The 12,281-nt window shown below is 61.5% G+C and carries 9 protein-coding genes; all 9 read right to left on the bottom strand.

Going from position 1 to position 12,281, the window contains the following annotated elements; genetic code table 11:
* Positions 1-10 precede the first annotated feature (10 nt).
* Positions 11-736 (bottom strand): protein phosphatase 2C domain-containing protein, encoded by a 726-nt coding sequence (locus tag LCF60_RS05085; protein WP_292290113.1) that lies wholly within the window; start codon positions 734-736, stop codon positions 11-13.
* Positions 733-1,416, bottom strand: coding sequence for a type VI secretion system-associated protein TagF (gene tagF, locus LCF60_RS05090; protein ID WP_292290115.1), 684 nt, complete (start codon positions 1,414-1,416; stop codon positions 733-735). The genes LCF60_RS05085 and tagF overlap by 4 nt, the downstream gene beginning before the upstream one ends.
* The gene (gene tssM, locus LCF60_RS05095) at positions 1,416-4,973 is read right to left on the bottom strand and encodes a type VI secretion system membrane subunit TssM (RefSeq protein ID WP_292290116.1); all 3,558 of its coding nucleotides are present in this window, start codon (positions 4,971-4,973) and stop codon (positions 1,416-1,418) included. The genes tagF and tssM overlap by 1 nt, the downstream gene beginning before the upstream one ends.
* Entirely contained in the window at positions 4,970-6,418 is a 1,449-nt protein-coding gene (gene icmH / locus LCF60_RS05100; protein WP_292290119.1) for a type IVB secretion system protein IcmH/DotU, read from the bottom strand. The genes tssM and icmH overlap by 4 nt, the downstream gene beginning before the upstream one ends.
* Before the next feature lie 14 nt (positions 6,419-6,432).
* Entirely contained in the window at positions 6,433-7,773 is a 1,341-nt protein-coding gene (tssK, locus tag LCF60_RS05105) for a type VI secretion system baseplate subunit TssK (RefSeq protein ID WP_292290121.1), read from the bottom strand.
* Positions 7,774-7,810: 37 nt separating this feature from the next.
* Positions 7,811-9,256: a type VI secretion system-associated FHA domain protein TagH gene (gene tagH, locus LCF60_RS05110; protein ID WP_292290123.1), complete on the bottom strand. Its 1,446-nt coding sequence runs from the start codon at positions 9,254-9,256 to the stop codon at positions 7,811-7,813.
* A 9-nt stretch (positions 9,257-9,265) separates the two neighbouring features.
* Positions 9,266-9,499 (bottom strand): PAAR domain-containing protein, encoded by a 234-nt coding sequence (locus LCF60_RS05115; RefSeq protein ID WP_363318388.1) that lies wholly within the window; start codon positions 9,497-9,499, stop codon positions 9,266-9,268.
* A 75-nt stretch (positions 9,500-9,574) separates the two neighbouring features.
* Positions 9,575-10,174 (bottom strand): hypothetical protein, encoded by a 600-nt coding sequence (locus LCF60_RS05120; RefSeq protein WP_292290125.1) that lies wholly within the window; start codon positions 10,172-10,174, stop codon positions 9,575-9,577.
* A 10-nt stretch (positions 10,175-10,184) separates the two neighbouring features.
* The gene (gene tssI, locus LCF60_RS05125) at positions 10,185-12,188 is read right to left on the bottom strand and encodes a type VI secretion system tip protein TssI/VgrG (RefSeq protein WP_292290127.1); all 2,004 of its coding nucleotides are present in this window, start codon (positions 12,186-12,188) and stop codon (positions 10,185-10,187) included.
* Positions 12,189-12,281 lie beyond the last annotated feature (93 nt).

Here is a 12,281-nt window from a genome sequence, read left to right on the forward strand (position 1 = left end):
CAGCGGCCGGTCAGGTCACGTCGACCACGATCACCGTGATGTTGTCCGCGCCGCCGCCGTTCAGGGCAATCTGGATCAGGCGGTCCACCACGGTTTCAAGCGGTTCGTGATTCATCACGTCTTCAATCATCCGGAACGTCGCGTATTTGGTGAGCCCGTCCGAGCACAGAAGGAAACGGTCGCCCGGTTCGACCGCGCCCCGCACCTTGTCGAGTTCGAGCGTTTCACCCACGCCGACGGCCCGCGTGATCGCGTTCGACTGGGGATGATGCTCGGCTTCGTCCCATGTCATCTGACCGGATTCGACAAGCGTTGCGACCAGTGAATGATCGGCCGTCAGCATCTGGATTTCACGGTCACGAAGGCGGTAGATGCGGCTGTCACCGGCCCAGATACCGACGAAATGCGAATTGGCCAGCATGAGGCTCGCCACGGTTGCGCCGATCGTTGTCACGCCACGGGCCGCCGCCTCATCCCGGATCAGGTCATGCGCCTTGTGGATGGCGTGACGCAGGGCATGCATCCGTTCGGTCGCGGGCAGGTTCGGTTCGATCGTGGCGATCATGTCGGTGATCAACCGACTGGCATAGTCGCCCGCCGCGTGCCCGCCCATGCCATCGGACACGACCCAGATATTCTGTTCGGGCAGAGCAAGAACCGAGTCCTCGTTCACCTTTCTCTTGAGACCGACATGACTGCGGGCGCTGAAACGGATCTGTGGGGCAACGACATTCATGAAATGCATTCTCTCCAAAGATCGGCGTCCAGATCGAACAAACCTTGCATGTTCGATCCGTCCGGTAAACCGTTACAGACCATGAGGCGCGTGTCCTCTTCCATCGTCGTGCTCCAGATCGTCGGAGCGTCGAAGGATTTTCCCAGCATTTCCGCCGCCAGGATCGTCGTGACCTGCGCCATATCGCGACCCTTGCACGATATCGAGGCCCCCGGTGCGACCCGGCACTGCGCGGATTCTGGCGCGCCGGACAGGGCGAGCGTGGACAGCTTGTCTGCCAGCATGTCCTTGCTGATGTCCTCGTCGAGCACGGACAGCGACACGGTTTCCAGCTCCTGAAAAAGATCGGACTGATGGAAATGCGTGCGCAGGGCCGACGCCATGTCCGGCAGAGGCGCCATCAGTGTCAGGGGAAAGCGCCGGCCCACGCGATCCACCGACGGCATCAGCACACCCAGGATGGCCGCCGGGCCTGCGACGCCGGGTGACAGGCAGAACCGCCAGATCGGCACGGACATGTAAAGCCCGTCCCAGCGCGGCCCGTAGCCATGCGCCCCCGACACCAGGCAGCGCTGCAACCATTCATCCCAGACCGACGCGAAACCCGGCGGCGCGTTGATCCTGAAGAAATCCCCGACCGAGGGAATCTTGCCGAACGCTCCGAACGTCCCGGAGGGCATCAGAACGTCTTCGGGCAGCTGAACTTCGACAGCGCCGGCAGCGCAAACGGATTCAAGACGGATCCGGCCTGAAGTTGGAAAATCGAAATGCGTCCTCCGACATTGAAAATGACGCGCTTGCGGTCGGCCACGTTGGTCCGGCGCACCTCTGCCGCGTCGAGCAGTCGGAACCATGCCCAAGGACCGTCTTTCTGCAAGGTGCTTTCAACATTCTGCGCAAGCGGCGCAAACGTCACCCGCGCCAGCCCGACGCCGCCGGGCCAGTCCAGAGCGACAGGGGTCGGTGCGCCGCCCCGATGCGCAAACGGCACCTGCTTGCCATGGATCTCGAGCATGACCGACTCTGCCTTGGGGTCCAAAGCCTGCGGCAGCATCTGGAACTGGATGTTCGGCGCGGCACCGCCAGCGAAAAACGCATCGCGGATTTCGGCGGCGTATTGAAGCTGTTCCAGCACTGCGGGGCTGATGCCGAGATCGACCTCGTTCACCTGTTTCCACGACCAGGGCCGCGTCCGGGTGTCGATATATTGAAGCAGGTTCTCGTTGACGAAACTGTCGATCAACCCGGCCGGGCCGAACAGTTTCTGGAAGTCGGCGATGGCCACATCCGCAGCGGCCCGACGGTTGAAGGGGTACCTGTCGCTCAGCGCTTGCTGGCAGAACGGCAGGACGGTCGATTGCCACCGCGCGTTGAGGCCCGAGCGGGTGTTGTCCGACGTGATCCCGGACGACCCCGTGGCGATCTGCGTCGCCCAGCGCTCGAGAGGCCCATCCGCGCGGGCAGCGGCCTCCTGGAACCTCTGGATCGCGGCACCGCCTTCATTGCTGACCGAGGATCCCGAAAAGCTCATCTTGTTGAGTTCCTGGTAGAGTTCGGTCAGCAGGCCGATCAGTTCGTCAAGCTGCGACGGCAATCCGGGTTCGGGCGCCTCGGTCAACTGGTGCAACCAACCGAAGCGTTCCGCGACATAAAAGCCAGGCGGTTGCGGCGCCGGTTCGCCGGCCGCGTTGGCGTTCTTCGACAGCGCTTCGAGCAGCAACCGGGTCCGGACACTGGTCTGTCGCAATACGTCCCGTTCCGCGATATTGCCGACATCCGCCGCCAATTCCCCGGTGCCACCGGACCGGTCTTCGGTCAGGCGGGTTTCTTCCGAGATCGCCTCGAGCAGGTTCACGATCGGCGATGTCGGCCCCGACAGGACATTCGTCACCTCGACCGCGTGGCTCAGGGATTCCATCGGGATGATGTCGACATCGCCAAGCACCGCATCGTACTGCGCGATGAAGTCGTTGTAATACAGGTCCAGCACATCACGGCTCAGGGCAGCCAGCGCCTGTTCCGTCTGCTCGGCCTCGCCACGCGGACCAAGCACCCAGCTTTCGCGCTGGATGCGGGCGGCGACGCCAAGCGCCTCCCCCAGGAACACCTCGTTGAAGCCGTTATAGGTGAAGATGCCGTCCACCCCGTCGGTCAGCGGCTTGCCCGACGATCTGACCAGCACCCGCGACACGGCAGGGCCACCGGCATCGGTGATCCGCCATTTCGGCAGCGCAACCGCAGCCGGGCTGTTGATGATGCCGTTATAGACACGCTGTGCCAAGGGCATCTCGGACAGGAGCGTCTGAACCTGTTCCACCAACGGGCCGTTCAGTTCGATCTGCTGCATCGGCTGGTCGAGAAGCGCATTCAGATGCATCGCCAGGTCCTGGCGGAATTCCTCGCGTCCTGGACCCGGGAAGGAAAGCTCCCAGTCGATGAGCATCCATTCGTCCACGAGATCCTGGTTCATCGGCCCCTGCAAGCCGAGCATGAGATAGATCTTCAGCGCCTCGTACAGGATCTCGGGGTTGTTCATGTTGCCGCTGATCTGTTCTTCCAGACGCAGCAACAGGCGCGGCAGCAACCGCTGGTTCAACGCCCGCCGGTAGGTCTGGGCCGCCTGCGATCCGATCACGTCACCCTGGTAGAGACCATAGGTGAGGCGCCGGTCGGGAGCCGGGTCGGAAATGGTCGGGTTGGCGGGCATGTCGCGCAGCACGTTGAGCGCGGCCACGACGGGCACCAGGTCCGTATCGCCGATCGGACTGCCCGGAAGGGCGGACGCGGCGCCGGTATACTCTGTCACATGCGCATTGGCCTGCGCGACGAGGTCGCTGTTGCCCTGGAAAGACCGCACCAGAAGCGCGCCGGTGCCGGTCGCCACCATGATCGTGGCGATGATGGCAGCCCATTTGGTGATCTTGTAACGCCGTTCGACCTTGTCATCGGCCGACACCAGTCCAGCTTCGGGAAAGATCACACCCTCAAAGAGGCGCGTCAGGAAATACGAGCGCCCGGCCCCCTGCCCGGTTCCGATGGCCTGCCGCCCGATGCCGAAGGTCCGCGCCATGCTCAGCATGAGACGGTCGATTGGCGTGCCTTCCTGCGTGCCGGAGGTGAAGTAGACGCCGCGCAGCATCTGCCGATGCTGATAGCGGTTTTCCTGGAACACCTCGGTCAGAAACGCCTTGGCGACGCTGCGCATCGACGCCACCTGCGACGGGAAACCCGCCACCAGCGTGCGCCGTTGCGGATCGGATTCCGCCTGCATGCGTTCGAGCGACTGCGCGTTGAGCCGCTCAAGCAGTCCGGCGAATTCCTCGTCGAACCCGCCGACCGGAGACGCTTCGGATTTGCCCTGCTCAAGAGGGAAGGTGAAGCCCCAGACCTGTTCGCGGTCTTCCTTGCCGAGATTGTCGTGGAACTCGGTGAAACCTGCGATCAGGTCGGCCTTGGTGAACAGGACGTAAACCGGGAAGCGCACGCCCAGCTTTTCGCGCAGCTCGGTCAAGCGGGCACGCACCGCGGCGGCGTGGCCGCGCTGGGTGATCTCGTCCTGCAAGGCGAGGTCGCTGAGGCTGATCGCGATGATCGCCCCGTTGATCGGTTGCCGTTTGCGGAATTTCTTCAAAAGGCCAAGGAAGCCGATCCAGGCCGCGTTGTCGGCCTGCGCGTCGCTTTCCTGCGTCGTGTAGCGCCCCGCCGTGTCGATCAGCACCGCGTTGTTGGTGAACCACCAGTCGCAATTGCGCGTCCCGCCGACGCCGCCGATGGCCGTCTTGCCCATCTCGTCGGCCAAGGGAAACTGCAGGCCGGAATTGACGATGGCGGTGGTCTTGCCGGCCCCCGGCGGGCCGATCATGATGTACCACGGCAATTCGTTCAGATGTTTGCGCCCGTTCTTGGACTTGCGCAACGCCGCCATCGCCGTCTTGAGCTTGTCGCGCAATTCGGTGATTTCGCCAGCCGCGACATCATCCCCAGTCTCGACACTCGCGGCGATCTCTTCGGTCATCGCCTTTTCGCGCCGTCGCCGCAGCAGGAAGATCGTCAGGCCGATGCCGCCGAAGACAAGCGCAAAGACCCCCACCAGCAAGAGTCGCGAGAGGACGGTGCCAAGCGGACGGGATTGATCGTTGCCGATCAGCGGACCCAGGTACCAGACAAGCAGCGACAGCGCGAGCGCCGCAAAGAACAGGCCAAAATAGACGGATGTGAAAAATCGTAGAAACTTCATGACTCCCGCTCCTGGATCAGAACGACCTCGATGCGTCGGTTCATGGCCCGCCCTTCGCTTGTGGCGTTGTCGGCAATCGGCTCTGCATCGGCCCGGCCCTCGGCGCTGAGCCTCGCGTCGTCGTCGATGGCGTCGGCCATGGAACTCATCACCGACTTGGCGCGCGCCAACGACAGGTGCATGTTCGACGGAAAACGCGAGGTCCGGATCGGGACATTGTCGGAATGTCCCACCACGATGACCTTTCCCGGCTCGCCATTCAGGGCTTCTGCAACCCGTGCGATCGGGACCCGGAAGCTTTCGATCAGAGAATCCGACCCCGACCCGAACATGCCGGACCCGGCGATGCGAATGACCAGCGTGTTGCCCTTGCCGAAAACATTCACAAGGCCCTCGTCGATTTCCGGCTTCAGGAAAGAGGCGACCTTTTCAAGCTGCACTTCCTTGGTGTCGATCGGCGGAGGTGGTGGGGGTGGCGCGCGGCGCTCAAGCTCTGCAACCGGTCCGGCATCGATGATCGAAAGCTGGCCGATCAGGTTTTCAGTGCGATTGGACAAGACATAGCTGAGGCTGGCAAATTCGCTCACCAGCAGGACCGCCATCGCGCCCAGCGCGATCCAGACCGGCTTCCACGCCGACAAGGCGCGGTAGGGTTTCTCAACACCCTTCCAGTTTGGTGACAGATCGCGTTCGAGCGCGCCGCGCTGGTTGCGGATCAACGAGGCCAGCCCCGCCCTGATGCGCGCGTGTTTGTCCGGTCCGCCCTGGTCGACGCGAAGGCGCCCCTCGAACCCAAGCGAGAGACACATGTACATGAATTCCAGCAGGTCGATATTGTTGGCAGGTTCCTTTTCCAGCCGTGCAAGAAGGTCATAAAAGCGGTCGCCCCCCACGGTCTCGCGGTGGAAGGTACCCACCATGGATTGCAGACCCCAGCTTGACTGACCGCCCCAGGGCGTGTTCAGCACCACGTCGTCGAGCGTCGCACAGAGCGAATAGCGCGCGGCCTTGACGGTCTGGGCCGGGATGCCCGCTTGCAGCGCCCGGTTCTCGAACGCCCGCACCTCGGATACCACCGACTGGCGCAGCTTGTCCGCGTCCATGTGCTGCGCCCTGTTGCGGATGCGGCTGATCAACGAAAAAAGCGGCGCGGCACAGGCGTTGAGCCGGTTCATCCCGGTGAGCACCTGCTCGGGGGCGTCCTGCTGGCTGCGCGGAGCCTGTCCTGCCTGGCCCTGTGCGGCGGGCGCGACCGGAATGCCGAAAGTGTCAAGCGCCGGTTCCGGCGCTGTCGGCGCAGATGGGTGCACCGGAGGCTGCGCGGGCGCCGCCGGCTGCGCGTAGGGCGGCGGAGCCTGAGGCACCGAACGACGACCGCCCGGATTCGGTTTGATCACGGTCTTGTCGGTGTCATCCGGTTCGGCAAACGGGTCTTCATCAGACATCGCAGCAGCCTTTTCTAGCTATTCCGTATGGCCCACAGCTCCATGTCGAGTCCGGGATATTGTCCTGACACATGCACGGCGATGCCACCGGATGTTGTCATTCTGCCCCAGTACGGACTGTCAGCATCAAGTTCAAAATACACTTTTCCCGCCTGATAGGGCACCTGTCGTGGTGCAACCGGCAGCGGCCTCAGCGTGATGCCCGGCAAGGCCGAATTGACCAGCTGCCGGATTTCTTCCACCGGTCCGATCTTGGACTGGCCCGCAAAATGGCGTCGAATATCCTCGGCCGGGATCTCGGCCTTGACCGCCAGGACGAAGCCCGCGGTCGACAGAAGCTTGCGATCCGCGATGAGGCCGACACTGATCCCGTACTTGCGCTCTTCCAAGGCGATATGCACCGCCGATTGTTCGAGAACCGCGCTCAGGTATTGGCGCAGGACACGGATGACCGGCAGGAAGGTTTGCGGCTGGTCGTCATGCCTGTAGGGCGGAAGCATCGGGGCTTCCTTGGACTCGCTCATGAACGACGCCAGTTCCCCCGCCAGCGCGATGCAGGCGCGATAGACCGTCTCGGGATGTACATTCTCGATATTGGTGAAATGGCGGAAAAGCGGAAGCGCCTTGTTGACCGTCATCAACAGCAGGAAATCCGAGATGTCCGCCGTCCCCTTGGCCGGCCCGCTTTCCGACAGCCGACCCGCCAGGGCCTGCATGCGATGCGACAAGAGACCTTCGAGTTCGCTGACGAAGCCGGCAAGGCTTGGCGCGGCACGGATGTCGACACAGCTCGGGATGAAGGCCCGGTCCAGCACGATTTCCTTGTCGGGACGCACTTCGATGATGCGCGCGATCGGGATCACCAGCATATCCGCGAGGTCATCGACCTCGAGCGCGAATTGCAGCCGCAGCTTGCCGACACCGATCGTGACGCCCTTCTTGACCGCGCCCATCACGTCGGTGATCTCGATCTCGGACGGGCGCAGGCGGCTTGCCGAGTTTCCGCTGTCGGCGAGATCGACCTCGGTCGCACCCTGGCGCCGCTGCGGGACCGTCAGGACAACCACGCAATCCTTGATGTTTTCGGGCACTTCCAGCGACGGCGGATGATCTTCGGTCTGCGGCACACGAAACACCGTGCCGTCCTGGGTCAGTCCGGCGCAGGACTTGACCGCGAATTTCCCGATCTTGAGAGCTTCGTCATCGATTTCCAGTTCGCTGAATCCCCAGGCATAGGGGGTCACGCGACGCGCCAGCCCTGCAACCAGCGCTTCGGTATAGCGGTCGGCCTGCTGAAAGTGGTGAGGCTGTAGAAAAAGCCCCTCCGTCCACAGCACTTTGTTGTCCCAGGACACGTAACGTTCCCCCGTCAATTTGCGTGCAAGACCACGCTTATTTTAGTTTTTCGAGCTGCTCCTTGTACGCCCGAGCGAACTCGCGGCTGAACAGCTCGTGAAAATCATTTTCGGCCTGATCCGAGATCTGGGCATACATCTTTTCGTACACTTCCCAGTACCGGGCTTTTTTACCTTTAAACATACTGCCGATCGCAGTGGATGTCTCAATCTGACCTGACAAGACCTCCGGATCAAGCTTGCTCAGCACCCCTTTGATCGCGGCCTCCATCCCGGTGACCATCGCGATCTCATGCGCCTTGATGTCGTCAAGCGCCTGTTCGACGGCTGTTTCGGAACTCAGGTACCCTTTTGCCTTGGGTTTCACCAAGGCCGTCACGGCATCGTCCTCGCTCAGCGAGAACTTGAGCGGGTTGTTTCCGCCGGAACTGATCATCGTCTGGTCGATGCGGAATTCCGACTTGATCGACGTCCGGGTCATCAGGACCTCGCGCAGGCCGACGATCATCATCCGCATGACGCGGCCCATCCGGGTCATCGTGCGGTCCAGATCGGCGTCGTCGATGACGAGATCCTCTGCCTCGAGCGCCGCGATGAAGGCTTTCGCTGCCGATTGGTCGCCGCCCTGAGAGACAGGCGATGCAGCTTCGGTCGCCGGTGGCGCGGCGGCCGGTTGCGACCGGACCGGTTCTTGCGCCGGTTCTTGGACCGTTTTTTGCGCCGGGTCCGGGATCTCGGTCCGGTCCGGCTCGGGCACCGGGTCGGGCGGGGCTTCGGGCGCTTCGGGTGCCGCGGCATCATCGGGCTCGAGAAAGGCGTCCCAATCGTCTGGAATGAGCTTGTCCGAGGGCGCAAAGCTGTCCGACACCGAAGGGTTGTGCGTCGCAACGGACGCGCCGTCGCCTTCCCGGCCATCCTTCGGCTTCTGGAAGAATTCGTCCTCGTCTTCGCCGAGCGGCGGCAGAAGATCGTCGATCGGATCGGAGGCGTCGATGTTTTTCGGCCCGGTCGGTCCGTCTTGCGAGCCCAGCAGATCGTCAAGGAAATCGCCTTCGGGGCCGGGATCGTCCAGCATCGCAAATGGGTCGGGCGCATCATCGGCCTGGCCGTGTGAAATGCCGGACCGTGTCGGCGCGGCGGGTGCAAGATCGTCGATGTCGCGAAGGTCCTGACCGATCTCGACAACCAGCTCATAGCCCCCCGCCGACAGCACGTCACCATTGTTGAGGGTTGTCGGCGTGCGGCCCAGCGGCGCCTTGGAATAGTTCAGGAAGGTTCCGTTGGTCGAGAAATCGACGATGACGATCTTGCCGTTGTGATCTTCGATGACAAAATGGCTTTTCGACAGCATGCGGTCCGGGTCCGGCAGGACCAGGTCATTTCCCTGCCCCCGGCCCACAGTCAGGCTGCCGCCCTGCATGCGGACAGGGCGTCCATCCCCCGGCACCATGCCGGATGATTGAAACTTCAGAGTCACCGTCATCACAGGCGGTCAGCCTCCTACAAGCACAGTAAATTCACCTTTCATGATAACGCCCCCACAGGCGACGTTATCGAGAACCCGTGCGGCGGGCATCTTGCCGATCAGCACTGTGCTTGATCCCTTGATGATCGGATGCGGAAAGGCCGGGTTGCACAGGTCCATCATCCGCGCTGCCGGAAATTTTCCCACGATGACAGTCACGCAGCACGGCGGGATGATCGGGATCGGCACCGGAATAGGCACCGGGGGCGCCGGTGGCGGGCCGGGCGTGAAGCACGCATGCAGATCCAGAAGCCTTGCCTGCGGAAATCCCGGCATCTATGCGCCCTCTTTCATGGTCTTGCGCTTTCCGTTGCCACCGCGCCCGATATCGGCTGCGCGGTCAATGACTTCCTGGATGTAGCTGTCGAAATCGTCGCGCCGGGTCGAGATGGCTTCGACATTCATGGCAAAGGCAGCAATCGAGGACGCGCCCGGCGGAGCCGGCATCTGGGCCATGTCTCCGGTCCCCAAGGTGCCATCGCAATACATCACGGCCATTGCGCAATGGGTGGTCACGTCGTTCTTGTCGGCATGATCCATGCTGTCGATGGCGGTGTTGCGGTTTTCGTCGCTCGGCCTGAACACCCAGGCCTCGGCCGCCAGAAGGCAGGGCGTTTCGTTTTCCACACCGGTCCCGACAATGTCTCGCGCGGCCAGGCAGGCCCACCAGACCCGTTCGCGCGGCGGCAAGGCGACGGACAGCAGACGCAACAGGTCGACATGCGCGTCTTTCGCGTCAAGCTCGTCCAGCACGGCTTCGACCGAGGCACTGGCGGGTGCCTCCAGCCTGGTTTCCAACGTGACATTCCCCTGCGCCAGCAGCTTGGCTGCGGGCTCTGGCGGGATCTTGGTAAGTTTGCCGAAACGACCTGCCATGGTGCGTCCTCTAGTTGATAAACACGATGCCGCCCTTGAGCGTCAGCATCCCGTCACCTTGTACGGTGGTCATCGGGCTCTTCACGTCGGCTTTGATATCGGCCTTCACAGTGATCATCGAGCTTTTCATCGTGATCGACATCGGGTCCATCTTGATCGTCGAGCCGCCGCACTTGAATTCGATGGATTGTGCTGCGCTCACGGTGATCTTGCCGGATTTTACGGAAACGTCCATGTTCCCCATCTTGAGGGTCGTGTTGTGGTTCCCCGTGTCGATATTCGTGATGTGATCGCCCTTCTTGACCGTCTCGGTATAGGTGCCTTCGTTGATCGTCTCGGTGACGTCGTTGTGCACGGTTTGCGTCAGGTCTCCGGGGTCGTTTTTCTCGAGGCCAACCGTGATCGTCGCATTGTTCTTGACGATCTGTTCATAGTCCTTCTCGGCCTGGAAGCGGACCAGTTCGCTGTCCTTCTTGTCCTCGAACATCAATTCGTTGAAGCCGCCACCGCCCTTCGAGCTGTTGGTCTTGACGCCGGACTGGGTCTTGTTGTCGGGCAAGGTGTAGGGTGGCATGGTCTTGTCGTTGTACAGCATCCCGATGCACATCGGACGGTCGGGGTCGCCTTCCTCGAAACTGATCACGACCTCCTGCCCGATCCGCGGGATCGCGATGGCGCCCCAGTTCTTGCCGGTCCAGGGCATCATCGTGCGCACCCAGCACGTGGTCTTTTCATCCTTCTTGCCGTCACGATCCCAGTGGAACTGCACCTTGATCCGGCCATATTCGTCGGTGTAGATTTCTTCCCCGCTTGGCCCGGTGACTATCGCCGTGTGAATTCCGCCGACCTTTGGCCAGGGCGTGACTTGTGGCGCGCGATACTGGGTTTTCGTCTCGACCACGCGGAACTTCACCATGTGGGGTTCTTCGGGGTTCAGTTCGAAATCAATGCTGTCCTTCAGATCGTCGGCATCCTTGAACACGCCGCCATTGAACATTTCGACCTGCACGATGTCATGCTGACATTCGACGAGCATGACGTCTTTGGGATCATTGTCGCGCGGAAGCTTGGAAACCGAAAACGTGTGGCCGACTGCCAGGTTGATCGCGTCAGAGACACCCGAAACCAGGTGATGCGGCACGGATTCGGATTCCATGCGCACCTTGGCGTAATGTTCGCCAAGGTCGCCGGACCTGAAATGACCCGGATAATCGTAGCGCTCGTTCTCGTCCTTCAGATAGGTCGCCTGCGTCTTGCTGCTTTCGGAGGTCAGCACGGCGGTCGAATTCTCGAAATTGTAATCGTCCAGGACGACCTTGGCGCTGCGCACCTTTTCGGACGCGCTCCATTCGAAGATATAGGGCAAGGACTCTTCCTGAGTGGACCTCATCGAATATTCGCGAAATTCGAAAGCCGATGGCGCCGCAACGGCGGGATGTTTGCCGCAATCGTCGATCAGCACCAATTTTTCGGTCGCTTCGGAATGGTCGAAATAATAATAGATGCCTTCTTCCTGCATCAGCCGGTTCAGGAAATCGAGGTCGGTTTCCCGGTACTGCACGCAGTATCCGCGCGGCGTATAGGTATGCGACAGCTTGAGTTCGAGGTTGCCGGAAAACCCGTATTCCCCCAGGACCGATTGGATGATGTCGACGACGCTCATTTCCTGAAAGATGCGCAAATCCGTCCGCCGTGACAGGAACCAGAGCCAGGGCCGGACAACCGCCTTGAATTGCCCGCCGACATCCAGGATCGAAATGAATTCGGCCGAAATACAGGTGCCGCGAAACCATCGTTTCGACGTCTTGTCTTCGCTCTCCGCCACAAGATGCATGGTCTTTCCGACGATGGTTTCGAGATCGAGCTTTTCATTGACGCAGAAAAAATGGACCTCGATCGTCGGAATCTCGCTGATCCGCTCGTGGATGCGCGATGCAATGGGCAGAAGTTCCTTGTCCTTGCCCTCGCATTCAAGCCGCAAAGGGAAATTCGAAGGATCAAGTTTCTCCAGCATAGCCGCCGCTCCTTCAGATTACCTTGAGACTAAAGCAAAAAACATGCCCTGACCAATCTTCTGTGTCGGTCATTGCATATTTCACGCCAGGCC

The organism is Marivita sp. (assembly GCF_020055635.1).
Taxonomy (GTDB): Bacteria; Pseudomonadota; Alphaproteobacteria; order Rhodobacterales; family Rhodobacteraceae; genus Marivita.

Coding starts and splice junctions, on each gene's coding strand:
- tssI (WP_292290127.1), bottom strand. CDS start 12,188: ATGCTGGAGAAACTTGATCCTTCGAATTTCCCTTTGCGGCTTGAATGC.
- icmH (WP_292290119.1), bottom strand. CDS start 6,418: ATGTCTGATGAAGACCCGTTTGCCGAACCGGATGACACCGACAAGACC.
- tagH (WP_292290123.1), bottom strand. CDS start 9,256: ATGACGGTGACTCTGAAGTTTCAATCATCCGGCATGGTGCCGGGGGAT.
- LCF60_RS05120 (WP_292290125.1), bottom strand. CDS start 10,174: ATGGCAGGTCGTTTCGGCAAACTTACCAAGATCCCGCCAGAGCCCGCA.
- LCF60_RS05085 (WP_292290113.1), bottom strand. CDS start 736: ATGAATGTCGTTGCCCCACAGATCCGTTTCAGCGCCCGCAGTCATGTC.
- tagF (WP_292290115.1), bottom strand. CDS start 1,416: ATGCCCTCCGGGACGTTCGGAGCGTTCGGCAAGATTCCCTCGGTCGGG.
- tssM (WP_292290116.1), bottom strand. CDS start 4,973: ATGAAGTTTCTACGATTTTTCACATCCGTCTATTTTGGCCTGTTCTTT.